Genomic DNA, 20,514 nt, shown 5'->3' with positions numbered 1-20,514 from the left:
ACCACCCTCCATCGAGCACGATCGGAGCGACCCTGAGCGCACCACCGGGATTGACGCCCTCGCCCCATCCGCAAAGACCGCTCCTTGCACATGCGCGTCATCAGGCACCCATCGACATCCAGCCGGCGTGAAAAATCCGGCCAGGGCAAGAGAAATACCTGTCAAGGCGCCATACATCTGAGGCGAGCCGGCCCGGAGCATGGGCAAGGCAGGGCCAGCGCCGCATGGTCCGTGCCCAACCACAGGGAACCCGGCGGCCGTTATCATGGTCGAAAAGCTGATTGCCCGGGGTGGACGCCCTATCCCCCATCAGCGTTTTCCATCGACGATTGAAGGATGTTTGCAGTGAAGTACCTCAGCTACTGTCTGGCCCTGTCCTGTCTGCTGCCGCTTGCCGCCAGGGCCGAAAGTCTGACCGACACACTGGCCGACTGGGCACCTCGTGGCGGCCCGGCGCACTGGATTCCGCTGGGAAATACCCATGGAACGGATGTCTATCTTCTTTTCAGCCATGAAGGCCGCATCGCCGACATCACACTGAAATCCGGGATCTATGACCCCGCTCACCAGTTGAAGCAGGTCAATATCATCACCGGATACTTCGGCTGCCCCGATGGGGATATGCCGCAGTATCTCGAACATGCAGTGTCGACCACTTATGATGCGACCAGCCATAGTCCGGTAGACACCGGTGCCGGAAGTTTGAATGGCGATCATGTGCCGGTGACCTCGGGCTCGGTGATCGAGTCAGCTGCCAGACTCGCCTGCAGCGACGCCTTGGCCGACCATCAAGCGCATTGAGCTGCTCGACGTGCCGATCTTCGGTAATCAGACAGCGGTAACGGATCATCGCGGCAGTCGGAATGGACTGTGCAGCACCACGAAGCAAGTCCCGACATCACGAAGTCATCACATGGCCGTCCAAAACCGTGAGCCGACCTGATGCCCGTGCTGCCGGCGTCCATTGGTACTATGCTAGAAGGCATCCGGAGACTATCCACATCCCGATGCAGAGGAGTTCAACATGCCCGAGGTTTTCGTCCCCCAAATCCGTCTGAATGACGGCACCGACCTGCCTGCCGTGGGTTTTGGCACCTATCTCATGAATGGTTCCACCGGTGTGGAAGGCATGGTCAGTGCCATCAAGCAAGGCTACCGATTGCTGGATTCCGCCTTCAATTACGAAAACGAAGGCGCTGTGGGCGAGGCCGTTCGGCGCAGCGGCGTGCCGCGGTCGGATCTGCGCGTGGTCTCCAAGCTCCCGGGGCGGCACCATGCCTTCGACGAGGCCATCCGTACCGTCGAAGAGTCTTTGTATCGCGCCCAGCTGGACTATTACGACCTTTATCTTGTCCACTGGCCGAACCCCAGCAAGGACCTGTATGTCGAAGCATGGAAAGCCTTGATCGAGGCAAAGAAGCGCGGACTGATCCGTTCCATCGGTGTCTGCAATTTCCTGCCCGAACATCTGGAACGCCTGATTGCCGAGACCGGAGTCACGCCCAGCATCAACCAGATCGAGCTGCATCCCTATTTTCCTCAGGCGGAACAACGCCAGTGGGACCAGAAGCATGGCATCATCACCCAGTCCTGGAGTCCGCTGGGACGAGCCAACCAATTGCTGAAGGATCAGCTGCTGCAGGGCATCGCCGACGAAGTCGGCAAGAGCATCCCGCAAGTGATCCTGCGCTGGCATTATCAGCTGGGGGCCATTGCCCTGCCCAAGGCCGCCTCGCCCCAGCGCCAGCTGGAAAACATCAGCCTGTTCGATTTCGAGCTCAGCCCGGATCAGATGCAGCGCATCGGCACGCTTGCCCGTCCGGACGGACGCACCTTCGATCAGGATCCCTCCCGCTACGAGGAGTTCTGACCGCTGATCCGAAGGCCGCACTCGTCCGCGGCCTTCGGGCCCAAATGGCCAGACTCCTTCGAAGATGCCCAGTTGGCCACCGCGACTGGGCCAGCGCAGCCAAGTCGTTGTGCCAGCATACTCCCCGGCACCTGCACTCAGCACGTATGCCTGAGCTCTCCTGCGATTCTGACCGGCTGTGCTCCGGGCCCTGACACAGCGGCCCGCAGGCCTCTTCCCGCCCATCGATCCGCCCTGCCCAAACGGCAATCATCAGCCTGTGGCCGGTTTGGCACGGCCTGTCCCGCAGCCATATCACCAGCGCCTTCTCGGTCGCCGAGCCAATGCCCACTTGCTGCGGACAGGGTCCCGATCCCTGCTCGACACGCTCGCGCCGTGACAGCCATGCTATGTACACTTGCCGATGATTCACCGCCGAGGCTCAGCGCATGCATCCCCGTCGTCGTTTTTTGCAGCAGTCACTGGCCGCAGGAGTCACCCCTCTGGCAGCGAGCCCCTTCGCCACAGCCGTCCGTGCCATGACGGATGACGAGAAGGATCGTGCTCTTCGCCATGTCGATGTATTCATCGGTACGGGCGGTCACGGCCACACTTTCCCGGGCGCCACCGTGCCCTTCGGCATGGTTCAGTTGAGTCCTGACACCTACAATGCCGTGTGGGATGCCTGCTCTGGCTACCATCGCGGAGATGGCTCGATCATGGGCTTTTCCCACACCCATCTCAGCGGAACGGGCTGTGCCGACCTGATGGACATCATGGTGATGCCTTGCGTAGGTGCCGTGCAAACGGAACCGGGGCAGCCGACCCCTGCCATCACCATCTACCATTCACGCTTTGACGCCACCCACGGCGGAAGCGATCCGGGCCAGTCCGAGCACCAGCCGCGAGGCCATACCCCTGGATATCGCGCTTCGTTTACATCGGCGGATGAAACGGCCACGCCAGGTTATTACTCGGTCATCCTGCGTGATCGCCGGATCAAGGCCGAACTGACAGCGACAGCGCGCGTCGGCATGCATCGATATACCTTTCCTGCCAGTGATCAGAGCCATCTGTTGCTTGATCTTGCCCACGGCGCACAGGACGATCCGCTGACCCCGGCCAAGGTGGGGCACTGTCATCTGCGGGTCATCGGCAACGACACGCTGGTTGGCAGTCGACAGGTCGACGAGTGGGCACCAGGTCGGCAAATCTTTTTCGCCTTGAAGCTGTCACGTCCTTTCGAACGCTTTGAAGTGTATGCCCCCGAGACGGCCGGACCACTCACCACGATCGAGACCCGCGGCAAGACACTCAAGTGCGCCCTGCATTTTTCCACCCGCCGCGGCGAGACCATCCTGGTCAAGACCGGCATCTCGGCGGTCGATATTGAAGGAGCCTTGCGCAATCTTGAAGCCGAAGTATCTGGCTGGAATTTCGAGCTGGTTCGCCAGCAGGCCTCGGCGGCGTGGACCACGGCACTGGCTCGCAGCCGGGCGGTCTTCGGCTCGCGCAAACAGCAGCGGATCTTCGACACCGCCATGTACCACAGCCTGGTAGCGCCAACACTGTTCAGCGATGTGGACGGTCGCTATCGAGGCATGGACATGTCCATCCGGCAGTTGCCGGAGGGACAGCTGAACTACACGGCCTTCTCCTTGTGGGATACCTACCGGGCCTTGCATCCGCTGCTGACCTTGATCCAGCCCGAGCGCGTGCCTGACCTGGTCAACAGTCTGGTCCGGATGGCGGCGCAGAGTCCTGCAGGTGTGCCGGTATGGCCGCTGCAAGGCAGGGAGACCGGCTGCATGATCGGATATCACTCCGCCGTAGTCGTGGCAGAAGCCCATGCCAAGGGCTTTGCCGGCATCGATTTCCAGGCCGCCTGGCCCTTGTGGCGCAAGCGGGCCATGGATGACGACTATCGCGGTCTGGCCTTGTATCGCCAACTGGGTTATATACCGGCAGACAAGGCACCTGAAGCCGTCAGCAAGACGCTGGAATACGCCTATGACGACTGGGCCGTTGCCGAGCTGGCCAAGGCCGCTGGTGCCGACGAGGATCGCCGGCATCTGACAAGACGCAGCCAGAACTACCGCAACGTCTTTGATCCGGCTACCGGGTTCGCCCGGGCTCGCCATGCCGACGGATCCTGGATCGAACCATTCGATCCTCGCGCCATGGGCCATACCGATCGATGGCGTGATTTCACCGAATCCAATGCCTGGCAGGCCACCTTCCTCAATCAGCATGACATCTACCACTTCATCGCGCAGTTTGGCGGTGACGCGCCCTTTGTACGCAAACTGGATGCGCTGTTTGCTGCCGACTCCACCTTGCCCGCAGACGCACCTCCGGACATTGCCGGCATGATCGGCCAGTATGCCCATGGCAACGAACCCAGTCATCACGTGGCTTACCTTTACGCCTATGCCGGCCAACCCTGGAAAACCCAGGCGATGGTCCGGCGGATCCTCAGTGAAATGTATGACGACAAGCCTGACGGAGAGGCCGGCAATGATGATTGCGGCCAGATGTCGGCATGGTTCATCCTCAACGCTCTGGGCTTTTATCCGGTCGATCCGGTCAGCGGCATCTACGTGCTTGGCAGCCCTGCCGTGCTGCAAGCGGACCTGGCCCTGACCGGAGGTCGTCTGCGCATCGTGGCGCACGACAACAAGCCCGACCATGTCTATGTCCAGTCCGTGCGCTTCAACGGTCAACCGCACAGCCGCAACTGGATTCGACACAGCGAACTGATTGCCGGCGGATTACTGGAGTTCGAGATGGGGCCTCGGCCCAACCTTGACTTCGGCGTCGAACAGGATGATCGCCCTCCATCCTATACCTGAGCACGGGCAGGTGACTTCACGGCCGAAGCTGCCTGACGGCATCAGCGGTCCAGCATGGCGGAGCTCTTTATCAGGCGATGACGATCACCTTCGTCACAGGCGGCATACTCAAAACCCGGCCGTATGGCCCAGGCACCGGTTTCACCAGTCCGGTTGATGGCTATAAATGCAACTTGCGTGTCGTCATTCCGCAATCCCGGCCGCTTTCGGACAATCCTGGCCACGGCTTCCCTGCAGGCCTCCGTCGGGGAACGTCCCTGGCGCATGAGCTCGACTACCAGAAAGCTGCCGGCACTGCGGATCACCTCCTCACCTACCCCTGTGGAGGTGGCAGCACCCACCTCATTGTCCACATACAGGCCGGCACCGATGATGGGACTGTCGCCCACCCGGCCGGCCAGCTTCCAGGCCATCCCGCTGGTAGTGCATGCCCCGGCCAACTGGCCGCGGGCATCGATGGCCAGCATGCCGATAGTGTCATGATTGTGGATGTCCCCCCGATGCCCTCCCAGCCCGTAGCCTGACTCTTCGCTGTTGGCATGGGGCTGGTAACGTGAGGATTTCAGCCATGTCCGCCAAGCTGCCTCAGCATCCGGAGTGATAGCCAGCCGGCTGCGTTTGAAACCATGTGCCAGCGCGAACCGCAATGCGCCGTCTCCCACCAGCAGCACATGCGGGCTTTTCTCCATCACCGCACGGGCCACCGCTATGGGATGCGCGATATCTCGCAACGCAGCCACGGCACCACAATCACCGTTGCCATTCATGATGCTGGCATCCAGGGTGACGTGTCCGTCACGATCCGGATAGCCTCCAAGGCCCACCGAGTGATTGGCGGGATCCGACTCGGTGACCATCACCCCCCGCTCTACTGCATCCAGCGCCGAACCACCTTGAGCCAGCAGCTTCCAGGCACCCTGGTTTGCCGCATCGCCAAAATTCCAGGTAGAGATGACACGAGGATATCGTGCGGGCAGTTCCATATGGACGGCTGAAGCTGATCTGGCACTTCCCACCATCATTCCGGCCCCACCTGCAATGCATCGCTTCAAAAAGCTCCGTCGATCCGTCATGCATCCCCCTGCCTGTCTTGAACCCGTGTGCCGAAAAAGCCCTGCCTTATCGCCCCCGCGCTCAAGCCTACACCAAGCGGCGGGCAAGGCTGCCCCCGTATCGCTCCCGGGCCTGACCCAAGGCCGGGGCGCCGAGGCTCAGGCCGCAGCCCCTCATTGCACCACTTCAAACCTGCTCAAACGACGGGAATCAGGCCCAGTCCGACCATCGCCGCCGCACCACGCATGCCATATTCTGCTGGCTGCATACCCCAAACCGGAATCTGTTGCAGATAGCTTTGCATCACGCCTTTGTTGAAGAATCGTTGCCGGAACGAACTCCGCGGCAGGAACGCCAGCAACTCGGGCACAAAGCCGCCCCCCAGATAGATGCCTCCCGTTGCTCCCAGCAAGAGCGCCAGATCGGCCATCAGGCTGCCCAGCAGACCGCAGAAGATGTCCATGGCCTCCACCGCCAAAGGCTCGGTCTCGGCAAGCGCAAGCCGACTCACCTCCGGCGCGCTGAATACGCTTGCCTGCTGACCATCGAGTTCGCACAAGCCCTGATAGGTCGCCAGCAAGCCGGGTCCCGACAGCACATGCTCATAAGTGACATAGCTGCCACGGCGGGAAAACAGTTCGAACAACTGCAGCTCACGTCCCGCCCCCGGCGCCATCGCCATCTGGCCGGCTTCGGAGGGCAGCACCTGAACGCGATCGCCTGCTTCAATCAGGATAGCACTGCCCAGCCCCGTCCCCGGTCCCAGCACGACGCGAGTCCCAGCCGGGCTGCTGCTCGACCGGAAAGGCTCGATCATCGGCACCAGCTCGTCGACCCCAAGCGTCAAGGTGGCATAGGCCAGCGCCTCGAAGTCATTGATCAGCCAGACCGGGCGCTGCCCGAAACCGGCCACCAACGCCTGTCGGGAGACCGTCCAGGGCAGATTGCGATTGATGACCTTGTCATCCTGCAGATAGCCCGCGATGGCACAGACCAGCCCGGCTACCGGATGGAGCGGCGCGATCCGCTTCAGATAGTCCGCCACGATGGCTTCAAGGCTCGGCCAATCAGCGCAGACATAACGACGGATCGTAGCTTCCAGCAAGCGGCCATGTGGCACATCCCCTACAGCCAAGGCCAGACGGGCATGAGTACCCCCGACATCGGCCACCACGAAGCAGGATGTCAGCCGGGAAGAAGGCTTCAAGCCGGATTTCGGAGGTTCCATGGGGCTGCTCACAGATTGGCCGGCCATGCTAACCACAGGCAGCCAGAGCTTCAACATGGTCTGCCATGTTCTGGATTGCCCATCGCCCCAACGGGAAGATCCACGCCCTGAACCCGACCGCGGCCAAGCAGCCCCTCATCCCGCCGCCCGGTACTGCGCAAAAAGACATGACACAAGCCGGAGAGAGTACCGCGCGACGTCAACGCCTTGCACTTGCAAGCGTTCTCAAACAGTATCACGGCTCCACGTCCCCTGAATTTAGGCCTCCCCTTCCTTCGCGCATGAAGGCACAAATTTCCCACCCGCCCCTTGCAACCAATGAGTCCTTTTGCAGATGCCCGACTCCACCCCAGCCATTGATCAAGCATGGATCAACCAGATCATCCATGCCATCGATCAAAACTTGAGGCCACAGGACACGGCGTTTCAGGCCCAGCTGCGACTGGCGCTGATGGATGCACACCAAGTCGAGGGGTGCCCACGTGCCAGCCAATTGACGGCAGCCAGCAAGCCCGGGGTCGTTCGTCGCCTGACATTGCTGGAAAATCACTCCCGGAATTACGATCTTCTGCTGCTTGTCTGGCCACCCGGCTACCGCGGCGAGATCCATGACCACGCTGGCCAGATGGGCCTCGAAATCGTGCTCGATGGCCAACTGGTGTTCGAGACCTTTGCCGTCAGCCCCGCAACAGCAGACACTGCGATGACTCTGCTGCTGCTCAACGAAGCTCGGCAACGGCCGGGGGATGCCGCTCATTTTGGCGGTACTCAACATGCACACCGCTGCATCAATCCTTCAGAGAGCCAAGCCAGCCTCAGTCTGCATATATACAGCCGGCATGTCAGCCAATGTCGCTTCTTCTTTCAGGACAGTATGGGAAACTGGCAAAGTGGCACCTGCGACCTCGTCGCCGAGAGCCCCGCCAACCTCTCCCGCTGAGCTGAGCAAGCGACTGAAGCTCGATGTCTGATTTTGCGATCCGCAGCCCCATGGCAGCGCGGGAGCAACGAAAACACCCACGGACCGCTCCTGCAGTTTTTACCCAAGGGCACCGATCTGTCGCTGCCCAGCCAAGCCATGCTCAACGATATCGCGCTCTTGCACCATGCCCGACCCAGTCAAATGCTGTGATGGATAGCTCCGCAAGAGGCGCGATGGCTGAAGAGATGGCGAAATGGTCGTCCGGTATTGCACCTGATTCTTGAGACCGTCCGTAATTTCGGGGTAGAACTCAAGGCAAGATCCTGCGCATTCGCATCGCCGGCGAAGCAGCGGTTTCCGCGAGCGGCCAACTCTACATATGAGCGCGTCGTCTCCTGCCGAGGAAGTGCCACGCGAGCCATGAAGGCCAATACTGCAGCATCCCCCCTCACCTCGAATCCTTCAAGGCGGACTCCTTTCCCCTTGACGACCAACGTGCTTGGTCATGGCAGGAATGCTATGGACCGTACGGCTGGCCATAGCTGAATGACACCCCGGCATCAGAAGCCCCGGTGCTGGGCTCAATTGGGCTTGTGCGTTTCTCGCCTCTTTGGTCCTTAGCGCCGCCAGCCGCTCGCGTGCCTGGACCTCGGCAATGGGCCGTTGCCCGCTATGCGGGAACAGGTAGTTTTCCAGCAGCCATCGATTCTTGGCCGCGGTGATCTCTGCAAAGTCTGACCGCTCCATCCACTGCCGAGCAAACCGCTCAAACGTATCCACAGGCTCAGCAGAAGCCACCGCTTTCTGCTTTGCCATCTGCCGGGTTCCACCGGGATCAGCCCCGTCTGCAATCAGCCTGCGAGGTCATCTCTGCGCTTGCGGGCATCAGCCAAGGTTCTATCCGGATAGACGCCAAGTGCCAGGCGCTCCTCCTTGCCGGCGACCCTGCACTTGAGCCGCCAGTACTTCCAGCCGTTGGGCATCACGTCCAAGTACACGGCACCGCCATCGCTGAGGCGATTATCTCTGGGTGAGGCCTTGCGGATTGCTTTGTCGGTCAGGGGCATTTCCAGCATGGGGCATATGCCTATTGGCTGGAGGCATCTCAGGGCCCGGCATGACTGGCTTTGCTTGACTGCCGAGGGAACAAAGCCCCTGTGCCCCCAAGTATCCCCCAGAACAGCTGGGCTTCAATGGGATTGCATGAGACAAACAGGCAATAAAAAACCCGCCAAGTGGCGGGTTTCAAAGATTTCATGGGTCTGGATGAGACGCCATGCAACCTGTATCTGGTGCCCGAGGCCGGAATCGAACCGGCACGCCTTGCAGCGAGGGATTTTCTTGCCACTTCGGCTTTCGCCGCCAGCGCAAGCGCTGTTCGTGGTCTGGAGCACGCCTTCACCCTAGCCTTCCGGCCGTAGGTGCCCGCCGTCTGCTCTCTACACCTTCCCGGGCACTGGACCTGGGCTTGGCTCGGCGTTGGCTCGGATGCCGGAGCAACCAGGGCGTTCGCCGACTTTGACGGGCTTCACCTCCGGGGTTTCCCCCTGAGGGCTCAAATTGTTCAAGTCCCTTGTGTCTACCGATTTCACCACTCGGGCTTAGCGCGATGCGCTGAAAACTCCTAACTCTTTTTGCTGCCCCCTGACCATCGAGCGAAGCCATGAAGCCATGCCTGAATGCATGCAGTCCATTGTACCATCGATCATCCGCCCCGACAGGGTCTGCAGGAGGGGCTTGAAAGAAAAGATTTCAAGTCTCCCGTGCCCGCCGATATCACCATCCAGGCAGGAAGTCGGGATTCGCGGACATACCGGAAGCGGTGAATCTTAACATGCTCAAACGGACTGGCACTACGGCAGGCGTGCCGGAACGAGATCGGCAGACTCGCTGGCGGCGGCGTTGCTGCGGGTCTCAGTGACGCGAGGTCGGCAGCCATGGCTCGACGATCAGGCTGGCGACGATAAGCACCATCATGCCGCCGGACAATCTGGAAATGATCTGCGCGGACTGAGGGCGAGCGCTCAGCACATGGTGGAAGCTCAGACCAACGCCCATGTAGATGACCAGACTGCCCTTCAGCAGCCGGCGCCAGATATCTCGGGACACGAACTGACCGGCCCTGACTTTGGAGCCCGGACTGCGCAGCAACTTGATACCGCGCCAGAACAGATAGTCAGCACTGGCACATGCGGCATATACGGATGGCAAGATACCTGGGCACCAGTTCAGGCGGCCAACTAACAGGCCCGGCACGGCGGCGATGGATCTGGAGTCCCTTCAGTCTGGCGAAAATGGCATAGGCCCCATCGGCTCTCGGCAACGCGGCCAGCGCCAGCGAGACCATCCAGAAGGTGGCAAAGGCAGTAAGTGGCACGAGGGACTTCCTTGCAAGGCGGACGGCCATTCCATGGAGTCGCACCTGGGCGAACCCGCCATCTTCCGTATATCGTTTAGTGCACGCAATATGCCACGATGACAGGATTATCTGCTGCACGGGTGGTAAAGGATCTGCCGGCTCTCCAGCAGCTCCATGATGCCAGGCTGGCCGCCCTGCCTGGCATGCAGCGGATGACGTCCACCCTGGTGATGAAGGATGTGGTGATCAATCGATCACTGACGTTTGCGCCTGTCTGAGCGGTATGCGGATCAGCGGGCAGATCCTGCCCCGGATGAATGGGACGCATCCGAGGCGGCGTGACAAAAGGTGATCAGTCCGGTCTTGATCGGCGACAATCGGTACGGGCACATCGCGCCCGCATCATTGGGAGTTCGTCCGGATGCTGTCCCTTGCCAAGCAATGCGCCATCTATGCCAAGACTTTTCCGCTCCTGTCGTCGCTGTATGGTCAGGGATTGAGTGCCTCGCAGATGTACGAGAAAGTTCGTGCCGTCCATCCCGAGATCGCCCAGCTGCCGTTGTACGCGTTCAATGTCTCGATGGTGCATGATGCCGCCAGTCGCTGGCGGGCCGAGACATGGGTGCAGATGAGCAATGACTCCTGCAACAACCCTTATGTCGGTGCGCAGCCTGTCTATATCCAGGAGGACGACATGTCACCCTCCCAGGATCGGTAAAGGCCGAGCGGAACCTGCTTTGCAGGCCGAACGCCTGCAGGCCACGGAGATCGTCGGAGGAATTGAACGGGACCGCTCTTCTGGACGACTCCGATGGATACCTTGTTGAACAGGCCTGCTGCCGCCCCCATGAAGCTCTGGGGATGACGGGGATATCGCATGACGTTCTGGGATGATTTCAGACAGGCCTGCATCAGTTGCAGAGACCGATGGATACGGCCGGATCAGATCGGGCGCTGGCTGTTCCTGCTGCTGGTCTTTCAGCTTTGCATGAGCCCCGCGACCATGGATCTGGGGCTGACCATATACAGTCTGGGACTCGATAGCGCCCTGTTGCTGCTGGATCTTCAGTTCGCGCTGCTGCTGGCCATGGCCTGGCAACTGACTCGACAGCTTCGTAGCCTGATTCCGACCGGCAGACGTCGCTGAGCGGATACCAGCAAGAGGCCTGAAGGCGGCCTCGATGCCATTCAGACCACGCGCATGCCTTGCAGATAGCAAGTCACGGCCTGTTGCAATTCGGACATTTCCGGAGATTGGCGTCCGAATTCGTCGGCCAGCACCGGAACGGTCTTCAGCAGCTGCAACAACACGACGGCATGGGCCTGGTGCGAATCGGTATCGTCGACCAGACACCAGGTACGCAGCAGTTGAGCCAGGCGGCTTCGCAGTTCGCTGCGCCACTGCTCGCGCATGCGTATCGCATCGTCAGTACCCTCGAGCATCAGCAAGGCCAGGTGGCGATCAGGCATCAACGCCAGCATCAGGTTCAGCAAGGCCTCGGCCAGCCCGACGGCATCCAGGGTATCCAGTTGACCTGAAACCTGATCCAGACCGGCATGCAGCTGCTCCAGATAACGCTGCAGCAGGGCCGCGGCGATAGCCGGTTTGGAAGGAAAGAACTGATACAGGGATCCGATGGACGCCCCTGCCTCGGCAGCGATTTCAGTCATGGTGGTCCCCGGATAGCCCTTGGCCGCAAACAAGCGGCCGGCGGCTTCCAGCAAGGCCGCGACCCGCTCTTTGCCGCGCTGTCGCTTGGGTGCACGCATGACGTCCACGGCTTCGCTGGACTTTTGTGAGGATAAATTCGTATTATTCAATTTATGAGGATCTCCTCATGTATGCATATCTTCTGCCGCCCCCGGACTCGCCAACGCGCATCCGGACCTACCGAGAGCCACCCTATGACCGAGCTGAACCCTGAAACCAGCGCGCTGGTAATGATCGATCTGCAACAAGGTATCACCGCCCTGCCGGTTGTGCCTCATGCCGCTGACGACGTGGTCGCACGCGCACGTCTTCTTGCCGAGCGCTTCCGGGCCCGCGGCGGTACGGTGATATGGGTGACCGTCGGCTGGTCCGCGGATTTCGGCGATGCATTGCGCAGCCCGGTGGACAAACCCATGTCTTTCGTCAACGGGCTGCCTGAAAACTGGAGTGAACTGATGGCCGGCCTGGCCCGTCCCGGCGATCTGCATGTACGCAAGCATCAATGGGGCGCATTCCATGGTACCGATCTGGATCTGCAGCTGCGCCGGCGTGGACTGGAGACGATCGTGCTGGGCGGCATCGCCACCAATTTCGGCGTGGAATCCACGGCCAGGCAAGCCTGGGAACTTGGCTACAAGCTGATCGTGGTGGATGATGCCTGCACCAGCATCGACAAGCAGCTGCATGATATGAGTATCGAGCATATCCTGCCGCGGATAAGCCAGGTGCGCTCCAGCAAGGACGTACTGGCCACTCTGGAAAACTGAGCCGATGCGCCGCTGGCCCATTCCCCTTCGCTGGGGCTGGCTGATGCTGGTCACGATCACTCTTGTAGCAGCACTGGAGAGCGCCCATCTCCCGGCCGCCATTCTGCTGGGAGGAATGGCGGCGGCGGTGGCGCTGGCGGCCTGCGATATCGAGTTGCGGGTCGCCTCCCCCGTACTCACGGTATGTCAGGCCGTGATCGGTGCCATGATCGCCCACAGCATGCCGCCAGGTGTATGGTCCGAGATGGCCGCCCGCTGGCCCTTGCTGCTGGCAGGGGTCATGTCGGTGATCATCGCCAGTTACGGAGCGGGATGGTGTCTGATGCGGCTGAAGCTGCTGCCCGGCGCTTCCGCACTGTGGGGTTCTTCGCCAGGAGCGGCCTCGGCGATGATGTTTATCGCCGAGGCTTATGGCGACGATATCCGGCTGGTGGCCTTCATGCTGTATCTGCGCGTGGTGCTGGTGGCTCTGGCAGCCGCTTTGGTGGCGCATGACTGGATGCCTGCCGGTACCGCTGCCACTGTGCACACCGGCACGGTCTCGCAGCTGCTGCAACCTTGCCCCTGGATCGCCGGCCTGCTGACGATGGTCGCGGCCCTGGGATCTGCATGGATCGGACTCCGCTTGCGGATACCGGCCGGTGCCTTGCTGATGCCGATGGGGTGCTGCCTTCTGTTGCAGGATCTCGGCTGGCTGCACATCGCGCAGCCCCCGCTGCTGCTGGCCGTCAGCTATGTGCTGGTGGGCTGGAGCATTGGCCTGCGCTTTACCCGGCAAGCCCTGGCCTATGCGGCCAAGGCGATTCCCGGCATCGTCGCCGCCAGCGTGGCTTTGCTTGCCGTTTGCGCCGGATTGGCGCATTGGCTGACTGTTGCAGCAGGCATTGATCCAGTGACGGCCTATCTGGCCACCAGCCCGGGTGGTGCCGACTCGGTCGCCATCATTGCGGCCAGCAACCCGAAAGTCGACATGGCTTTCGTGATGGCCATGCAGACTGCACGCTTTCTGATGGTGTTGCTTATCGGGCCGTCGGTGGCCCGCTGGCTGGCTGGTTCACGTCCCCATGGCGGAACAAGCCAGCCTCGCATCCCGGAAAAATAGTGCTGGGGCATCTTGCTGCATACGCCTGGTCGATTCCGGGCTGTTGACCAAAGCGCAGTACAATGCCCGGTTTGCACCCTGATGGATGGATCGATGTCCGATATTCCCGCCTGCCCGGTCTGCGGCATGGAAAACACCTACCCCGACGAAAGCCAGTTCATCTGCCCGGATTGCGGCCATGAATGGCCTCAGCAGTCAGCGGGCGAGCCCGAAACGGCCCTGATCGTGCGTGACGTGAACGGCAATGTGCTGCAGAGCGGCGATACCGTCGTGGTGATCAAGGACCTGAAGGTCAAGGGCTCCTCGATTCCCCTGAAGCAGGGCACCGTGATCAGGCAGATCCGGCTGGTCGAAGATGACGCCGAGCATATCGAAGGCAGCTCGGACAAGATCAAGGGTCTGGTCCTCAAGACTTGCTTTCTGAAAAAAGCCTGAGTCGGAATGCCGGATGGCAAGGTGGTTCGCCGCCTTCCATCTGGCCGGGCCGGCATCCCTTTTCAGACCACCGTCAACATCCGCCATCCCACCAGCGCCAGCACCACGCCCAGCGACGGGCGCAGGAACCGCTCGGACATATGACGCGCGGCCCAGCTGCCCAGCAGGATGCCGGGTATGGAGCCCAGCAGCAGGGTGCCCAGCAACGGGAAGTCGATGGAACCCAGATACCAGTGCCCGAGACCGGCGATCAAGGTCAGGGGCACGGCATGGGCGATGTCCGACCCCACCACGCGAACCGCCGCCATCTTCGGATACAGCAGCAACAGGGCCACCGTGCCGAGCGCTCCCGCGCCTACCGAAGACAGGGTAACCAGCAGGCCCAGCACAAAACCGACCAGTACGGTCAGCGCTGGCGGCGACTGCCGGCGCATTCCCGGGTGCCGGTCCATAACCCACCGGATGATGCGGTCCTTGACCAGCAGCGACACGGCACTGAGCAGCAAAGCCACGCCGAGTACCAGGCTCATGACCAGGCTCATCGCTCGACTGGTGGTTCCGTGATGGGCAATCACCGCCATGGCCAGTCCGGTCGCGGGGATCGAGCCCAACGCCAGTCGGCCCACCACCTGCCAGTCCACACTCTTGCCCGCGTGATGGAACAGGGTGCCGAAGCTCTTGGTAGTGGACGCGAACAGCAGATCCGTGCCCACGGCCGTCGCCGGATGAAAGCCGAAAAGCAGCACCAGCAAGGGGGTCATCAAGGACCCGCCCCCCACTCCGGTAAGCCCCACCAAGGCACCCACCAGCAAACCCGAAACTATGAAGGCGGGGGAAAATCCGCTGGAAGCAAGATGGATCATCATGGCCTTGTCGTTGAGTCTGCCGACCGGATCAGAACGAAGGCGTCCTGATCAGCCTTCACACAAGCACCACGCAGTAGCGGAGCCGGCGCACGCAGACTGTCTGCAATGCGCCAAGGCTAACCTGCACGTCCCGGCACCGGAAATAACCAAATTTTCCGGAACATGCGACAAATGCATATCTGGAAACCCACCTCACCCGCAAGGCTGCAGACTAGGACCTGTCGGGGCCTGCCCGCAGTCTGGTGAACCATGGTCACTGACGCTGGGCGGCTTCCGATCTTGCGAGGGGGGGGGATCTGGCCAGCTCTGCATACCGTATCAGCCAACCCGGTCCAACGCCGGGCCTGATACCGACCGATAAAGCCATCCCTGGCATCGAACTCCTGGGCAAGGGCGGCCCGACCTGCATCCCTGGCAGGCTGGCCCCTGCAAATACCTGTCCATCCCTATTCGCCGATCGACAGCCGCGATCAGGTCCACCCCGGACCACACCGCGGATGAAATCCTCCCTGACAGGTCAACTCCTGCGTACAACGGCCACCTTGCTCCCTGGCCGCTGCGGCCCACCACCTGTTCATGGCCATGCCTGGCCGGGAAGTGCCATGTCCCGAGGCCGTCCCTGGCGTCCGACTCCTGTGCAACGATGGTCGCCTGCCTCCCTGGCACCCAAGTCTTTGCGATACCAACCGATCCACATCCACCGACCGGCAACCGGGTCTGGTCACCTCCGGACCGCACCGCGGATGAAACCCTCCCTGGCATTGCACTCCATCTCGCCCCGTCAACCCGATCCATGGCTGGGAGGCGCAAGGTCTTGCCGAGATCACTAATGCTTCAACAGACTCTGCAGATCCTGCAGCTGATAGGCCTCCGGGCCCGGAGCCGGGTGCGGGTGGGCTTTGAGCACGGCAGCCACCACGGCCTCCGCCTCTTTCTGCCGGTGCAGCTGCATCAAGGCCTTGGTGCGTGGCCAGGCCAAGCTCTCCTGCTTCTCTGCAGGTGCCAGCCGGACGGCGCGATCCAGTAGTGGCAGCCCCTGGGATGCATCCCCCGCAGCGACCAGGGCCGAACCGTATTCCTGCAGATAGTAGTACTCGTCCGGATAAGCCTCGGCCAGCAATTTCAAGACTTTCAGACGGGCCGCGTTTTCACCGGCATGATCGAGAATGATCTGCAGGTTCTCGGCCACGCTGCGATTGTGCCTGACATCCAGTCCGCCACGTCCGTCATCCAGCAAACGGCGAGCGGTGGCAATAGCCTGGTCCTGCACCGCTTTCTTGCGATCCGGTTGTTGCACCACGCCATAGATCCACTCCATCTCGGTGGTGTATTCCAGCAAGTCGACCTTGGCCGCGTCCCGACCGAAGACCTGCTGCAGCAGCGGCTGCAAGGAAGCCAGTGGCCTGGCCAGAACCGCGCGGCGTTCGGCCAGCGGCAAGGACTGCACGCACGAAGCCAGGCTGCTGACCACCGCGAAACGATGTCGGTCATGGGCGTAGGCCAATGCCTTGTCGGCCTGCCGACGGCAGCGACTGATCAGCCCGGCCAAAGGTTTTTGCTGCGCCGTGGCCAGATCGACCTCGGAGGCCAGCTCGCGCATCTGCAGCAGACTGAGCCCGGGAGCCGTCAACGGGTTGGTGGCTGCGGTCTGGCGAACCGGTGCCGGAAGCTGCCGAAACCAGGCAAGACCCTCGGAGACCTTGAAACGCCCCAGATAATCTTCGATCACTGCCGCGAGATCGACCATTGAACCTTTGGCGGCACGTGCCTGGCGCTGCTCTAGACTGCCCTGCCCGGCGAGAATCACGTCCAGGGTCTGCATGAATTTCGCCTGCGGCACCTCGCCGATGATGCGCGCGCGCTCGCTGCCGTCCGGATTCAGGATCAGATAGGTCGGCAAGGACGGGACTTTCAGTTTTTCCATCCAGGCCGAACCATTGTCCGAATCGGCATCACTTTCGATCAACACGAATTTCTTTTTTTCGGCCTCCCACTGCGGTCCGGTCAACACATGGTCACGCATGGCAAAGCAGGAATGGCACCAGCTGGCGCTGAAATCCACGAAGACCGGCTGGTGTTTCTGCCGGGCCAGCAGCAGAGCCTGGTCGATGGTCGTCAATTGACTGTCCGCAACACTGTTCGTCGGCGCGGATTGCGCCATCACTTCCGCATCCGGCCCCATCCATCCGGCCGCCAACCACAAAGCCAAGCCCAACATCGGTTTCATAAGTCTTCCATCCTCAAGTCCTGTCCATATCCGGATACATCAGCGCGTGGACGCCACGCCGAACTGATACCGCGCCTCCAAAAAGAACTGCCGGCCGAACACGTTGTAGCTGCCTATGTTGTAGGGCGCGTTCATCGCCGGGTTCTGGGTGGCATCAAACGGAGGCATCGAGTTCTTCAAGTTGTTCACCTGGAAGGAAAGGTTCAACTTCCGGGTCGCCTGATAACTCAGATTGAGATTCGAAATCACCCAAGGTGCCAGCCTGCCCGCGTCGGGGGTGCCATAGCCATTGGTCTGCGCCAAATAATTCGGCGTGTGGCCGTAATAGACACTGTAGAAGGTGGCCGACCAGCCGCCCTTGGTCCAGGTGAGCGATGCATTGGCCTTGCTTCGAAATTCCACCGCCTGGCCTTGCACCGGATTGTTGAGCAGATCCAGAGTGGGATCCCCGGGAAAGGTCTGGCGTTGGTGCTTCAGCATCAAGGTATAGGCACCGGCCAGGGCCAGCCCGCCCCAGCGATGCAGGCTGAGCTGGTAATTGAGACCGGCCGTCAGCGAATTGTTGAACTCCCTCGCCAGATTGATCTTGGTCGGGCTGACGCTGAGAATATCGCCCAGCAACCCCGAACCCGGCGTCGCCGGCGCACGCACGACCTGGTTGAGAGCCGCGACGCAGGAAGGTGAAGTGATATCCAGGATGCCGTCGCGGCACTCTTGCTCCACCTTCAGAACATAGCCCGGGCTTTCGGTCAGAACTTCGTTGTGGATGACCAGCTGCTGATAGTCGATATTGAAGGAGAAATTGGCGCTGGGCGACCACACCAGACCATAGGAAAAGGCTCGGGTGGTGATCGGCTGCAAGGCCGGATTGGATACCGTATTCACGGTGGCATACACGTTCTGGTAGTTGACCGCGCAATTGTTGATGCTATGCGACACGGTCATGCAGTTGGCGTAGTCGACCAGGTATTGCTGATTGCTGGAGCTCCCCTGAAACTGATCGACCAGGGTCGGCGCCTTGAATGCCGTGCTGTATTTGGCCCGCAGCAGCAGACTGTCCACAGGCCTGAACTCCAGGCCCGCGCTATAGGTGAATGCCCCGAAGATGCGCCCCGCGGAGTCGTAGCGATCATAGCGACCGGACATGTCCAGGGTCAGGGTCTTGAGCAGCGGAACGCTGAGTTCGGCGGCCGTTGCCCAGCGGGTGCGGTGCCCCTGGCTGGGCTGGATGTACAACTGGCTCAACGTGCCGTCGACGAAAGCTGCAGCGGGTGCATATTGCCAGGCCTGATAACCGCCCTCGACGACTGCCGCCAGGCCCACGTCACCGGCCGGAAGGCTGAACAATGAAGTCTGGGTCAACATGGCACGTGCCACGTCATCATCGGTACCGGCCTGGATGGCGGCATACCCCGCATACCGGCTGTACTCCGCCGGTGTCAGCGGGGTATACAGCAGATCATAATCAGGCAAGCCACCGGGATTGCCTTCGCCAGTGACCCGACTGCCGTAGGAGCCCGCCACCGAGTCGGCCAGCAAACCGCCCTGGCGTATCGTCATTCGATCCAGGCCCAGGTTCAGACTCAAATCGTAATTCCAGCCGTCACCGAACTGGCCCTTGCCACCCAGTGCCCAGGAAGCGTTGGTTTCGTATTGTTTCTGGAAGGCTTCGCCGCCCAGCTCTTCGGGTGCGAAGTTTCTCGTCACCAGATACAGATTGCTGCTGGCCGCGTCATAGATGGTGCCGCTCCAGCTGGGCAAGGTGGTCTGGGTCTGCTCTTCATAAGTGGCCAGCAGATCGCTGTACAGCTGAAAGCGCGGATTGAAGGCAAAACTGGCATGGGCGCTGATGCTTCCGCTCTTGTCCTTGTTGCTGAGATTGCTCCAGGCATTGGAGCTGACCGAGCCGCAATACGGGTTATCGCCGCCGACGGCATGAACGCTCCCTCTCCACAGCCCGGAGAGAGCTCCGCAGCCCCCGGACGAAAGCAGGGTTCTCTGCCCGGTGAACAGGGAAAACACGTTCACTACCGGCGTGGCCATCTGCGGATAAATGCCGTTGGCGAAGTTCTGCCTCGTCACCGATCGCTGATAGGCAAATACCGGCTCCACACTGGTCAGCTGGGCACCGAAGTTCAGCTGGAACCGTCCGGAATGGATCATGTCGCTGAAGCTGATCTTGCGGTCATTGCCGCCACCGTCGGAATAGCCGCCGTAGCGGACATCAAGCGTCGCCGCCCGCATATGCTGTTTGGTGACGATATTGATGACCCCAGCCACCGCATCCGAGCCGTACAGCGAGGACTGACTGCCGGGCAGTATCTCGATGCGTTCCACCATGTCGATCGGAATCGTGGTCAGATTGTTGACCAGACTGGTGGAGTTGCTGCCGATCGAGGGCTGCGAAAAACCGGCCATCGGGCGCCCATCCACCAGGTATTTGGTGAAACTGGGATCCAGCCCGAACATGCCGATGGTCTTGGCCCCCCAGAGATCGCCGCTGGCCGTATTCCCCGCGGTCGCGCCGGTAGCGAAAGACGACTGCTGCAAGGCGTCGGCCACGGTGGCGAAGCCGCGCTGCTTGATCTCCTGGGCATTGATCACCACCACGGCACTGGCTGTTTCGACCTGGGAGCGCGGAATCAGCGAGCCCAGCACCTCGACCTGCTTGAGTGCAATGGGTGCCGCCGTCATCTTGGCCGCCTTGACAGCCACAGGCTTGACGATTCCGAGGCGGGGAGACGGCGCGGAAACGGCATGGATCACCACCGTGCTTCGATCAGTGAACTGCGCCGCCAGACCAGTACCGGCCAGCAGTTGCGTCAAGGCTGCCGCCGGAGGAAAGCGCCCGTGCAGACCGGGACTGTGGCGATGGCCCACCGTATCCGCCGACATCATGATCTGGATGCCGGTCTGTTTGCCAAAGGCCAGCAAGGCCTCGGACAAAAGTCCCGGATGTATATCCAGTGCCTGCACCGACATGGATCTGTCAGCGGATTCGGCGGCCAGCAGCGGATCCACAAGCCCAGCCGCCAGCATGCCGATATTGAACACCCACCCCTTCAGCTGCCCCATGTATGCCTCTTCCCTTTGCGGTTGACATCCCCTTTCCTTACAGACGTGTGACAGGCGTGTTTGGGAAA

Annotated in this window: 19 protein-coding genes and 1 pseudogene; 11 read left to right on the top strand and 9 right to left on the bottom strand. The window is 61.2% G+C overall.

Annotation, left to right across the window (positions count from 1 at the left end; translation table 11 throughout):
• The first annotated feature begins 345 nt into the window (after window positions 1-345).
• The 3 genes from FRAAU_RS08805 to FRAAU_RS08795 all read left to right on the top strand — a co-directional run bounded on the left by FRAAU_RS08805 (window position 346) and on the right by FRAAU_RS08795 (window position 4,701).
• Window positions 346-801: a hypothetical protein gene (locus FRAAU_RS08805; protein WP_014403190.1), complete on the top strand. Its 456-nt coding sequence runs from the start codon at window positions 346-348 to the stop codon at window positions 799-801.
• Between the two features lie 223 nt (window positions 802-1,024).
• Complete coding sequence (locus FRAAU_RS08800; RefSeq protein WP_014403189.1) at window positions 1,025-1,870, top strand: aldo/keto reductase; 846 nt, start codon at window positions 1,025-1,027, stop codon at window positions 1,868-1,870.
• 428 nt (window positions 1,871-2,298) lie between these two features.
• The gene (locus FRAAU_RS08795; protein ID WP_014403188.1) at window positions 2,299-4,701 is read left to right on the top strand and encodes a GH92 family glycosyl hydrolase; all 2,403 of its coding nucleotides are present in this window, start codon (window positions 2,299-2,301) and stop codon (window positions 4,699-4,701) included.
• A gap of 41 nt (window positions 4,702-4,742) precedes the next feature.
• Here the strand turns inward: FRAAU_RS08795 and FRAAU_RS08790 are convergent, their stop codons facing one another.
• Window positions 4,743-5,774, bottom strand: coding sequence for a glycosylasparaginase (locus FRAAU_RS08790; RefSeq protein WP_014403187.1), 1,032 nt, complete (start codon window positions 5,772-5,774; stop codon window positions 4,743-4,745).
• A gap of 176 nt (window positions 5,775-5,950) precedes the next feature.
• Window positions 5,951-6,961, bottom strand: a complete 1,011-nt coding sequence (locus FRAAU_RS08785) for a glucokinase (RefSeq protein ID WP_041270982.1) — start codon at window positions 6,959-6,961, stop codon at window positions 5,951-5,953.
• A gap of 355 nt (window positions 6,962-7,316) precedes the next feature.
• Between FRAAU_RS08785 and FRAAU_RS08780 the strand changes: the two genes are divergently transcribed.
• Complete coding sequence (locus FRAAU_RS08780) at window positions 7,317-7,922, top strand: cysteine dioxygenase (RefSeq protein WP_014403185.1); 606 nt, start codon at window positions 7,317-7,319, stop codon at window positions 7,920-7,922.
• 31 nt (window positions 7,923-7,953) lie between these two features.
• A pseudogene (locus FRAAU_RS17690) lies at window positions 7,954-8,114 on the top strand (IS30 family transposase); the annotation flags it as partial.
• Between the two features lie 252 nt (window positions 8,115-8,366).
• Here FRAAU_RS17690 and FRAAU_RS16495 read toward each other — a convergent pair.
• The 3 genes from FRAAU_RS16495 to FRAAU_RS08765 form a co-directional block, all read right to left on the bottom strand.
• A complete protein-coding gene (locus FRAAU_RS16495; RefSeq protein ID WP_052317869.1) occupies window positions 8,367-8,720 on the bottom strand; it encodes a phage integrase central domain-containing protein in 354 nt (117 codons plus the stop codon).
• Between the two features lie 35 nt (window positions 8,721-8,755).
• Window positions 8,756-8,980: an Arm DNA-binding domain-containing protein gene (locus FRAAU_RS16490; protein WP_052317868.1), complete on the bottom strand. Its 225-nt coding sequence runs from the start codon at window positions 8,978-8,980 to the stop codon at window positions 8,756-8,758.
• Window positions 8,981-9,818: 838 nt separating this feature from the next.
• Entirely contained in the window at window positions 9,819-10,115 is a 297-nt protein-coding gene (locus FRAAU_RS08765) for a hypothetical protein (protein WP_041270493.1), read from the bottom strand.
• A 264-nt stretch (window positions 10,116-10,379) separates the two neighbouring features.
• On the opposite strand from FRAAU_RS08765, the gene FRAAU_RS17235 reads away from it, so the two are divergent.
• The 3 genes from FRAAU_RS17235 (at window position 10,380) to FRAAU_RS08755 (ending at window position 11,410) form a co-directional block, all read left to right on the top strand.
• On the top strand, window positions 10,380-10,541 hold the full coding sequence (locus FRAAU_RS17235; RefSeq protein WP_174269759.1) for a hypothetical protein: 162 nt from the start codon (window positions 10,380-10,382) through the stop codon (window positions 10,539-10,541).
• Window positions 10,542-10,684: 143 nt separating this feature from the next.
• On the top strand, window positions 10,685-10,981 hold the full coding sequence (locus FRAAU_RS08760) for a hypothetical protein (RefSeq protein ID WP_014403183.1): 297 nt from the start codon (window positions 10,685-10,687) through the stop codon (window positions 10,979-10,981).
• A 159-nt stretch (window positions 10,982-11,140) separates the two neighbouring features.
• Window positions 11,141-11,410 carry a hypothetical protein gene (locus tag FRAAU_RS08755; protein WP_014403182.1) on the top strand — a complete coding sequence of 90 codons (270 nt, stop codon included), beginning with the start codon at window positions 11,141-11,143 and terminating at the stop codon, window positions 11,408-11,410.
• A 41-nt stretch (window positions 11,411-11,451) separates the two neighbouring features.
• Here FRAAU_RS08755 and FRAAU_RS08750 read toward each other — a convergent pair whose 3' ends face one another.
• Window positions 11,452-12,033, bottom strand: a complete 582-nt coding sequence (locus FRAAU_RS08750) for a TetR/AcrR family transcriptional regulator (RefSeq protein WP_052317867.1) — start codon at window positions 12,031-12,033, stop codon at window positions 11,452-11,454.
• A gap of 135 nt (window positions 12,034-12,168) precedes the next feature.
• Between FRAAU_RS08750 and FRAAU_RS08745 the strand changes: the two genes are divergently transcribed.
• The 3 genes from FRAAU_RS08745 (at window position 12,169) to FRAAU_RS08735 (ending at window position 14,278) form a co-directional block, all read left to right on the top strand.
• Complete coding sequence (locus FRAAU_RS08745) at window positions 12,169-12,741, top strand: hydrolase (RefSeq protein WP_014403180.1); 573 nt, start codon at window positions 12,169-12,171, stop codon at window positions 12,739-12,741.
• A gap of 4 nt (window positions 12,742-12,745) precedes the next feature.
• Complete coding sequence (locus FRAAU_RS08740; protein ID WP_014403179.1) at window positions 12,746-13,843, top strand: AbrB family transcriptional regulator; 1,098 nt, start codon at window positions 12,746-12,748, stop codon at window positions 13,841-13,843.
• 93 nt (window positions 13,844-13,936) lie between these two features.
• On the top strand, window positions 13,937-14,278 hold the full coding sequence (locus FRAAU_RS08735) for a zinc ribbon domain-containing protein YjdM (protein WP_014403178.1): 342 nt from the start codon (window positions 13,937-13,939) through the stop codon (window positions 14,276-14,278).
• A gap of 62 nt (window positions 14,279-14,340) precedes the next feature.
• Here FRAAU_RS08735 and FRAAU_RS08730 read toward each other — a convergent pair whose 3' ends face one another.
• The 3 genes from FRAAU_RS08730 to FRAAU_RS08720 all read right to left on the bottom strand — a co-directional run bounded on the left by FRAAU_RS08730 (window position 14,341) and on the right by FRAAU_RS08720 (window position 20,446).
• Window positions 14,341-15,144, bottom strand: a complete 804-nt coding sequence (locus FRAAU_RS08730; protein WP_245546345.1) for a sulfite exporter TauE/SafE family protein — start codon at window positions 15,142-15,144, stop codon at window positions 14,341-14,343.
• A gap of 826 nt (window positions 15,145-15,970) precedes the next feature.
• Window positions 15,971-17,371 carry a thioredoxin family protein gene (locus tag FRAAU_RS08725; RefSeq protein ID WP_014403176.1) on the bottom strand — a complete coding sequence of 467 codons (1,401 nt, stop codon included), beginning with the start codon at window positions 17,369-17,371 and terminating at the stop codon, window positions 15,971-15,973.
• A 39-nt stretch (window positions 17,372-17,410) separates the two neighbouring features.
• Window positions 17,411-20,446 carry a TonB-dependent receptor gene (locus FRAAU_RS08720; RefSeq protein WP_014403175.1) on the bottom strand — a complete coding sequence of 1,012 codons (3,036 nt, stop codon included), beginning with the start codon at window positions 20,444-20,446 and terminating at the stop codon, window positions 17,411-17,413.
• Window positions 20,447-20,514: the final 68 nt, after the last annotated feature.

Source organism: Frateuria aurantia DSM 6220, from assembly GCF_000242255.2.
Lineage (GTDB): Bacteria > Pseudomonadota > Gammaproteobacteria > Xanthomonadales > Rhodanobacteraceae > Frateuria > Frateuria aurantia.
The sequence above is the reverse complement of the archived record's forward strand: the minus strand, read 5'-3'. Positions and strand labels throughout refer to the sequence as shown.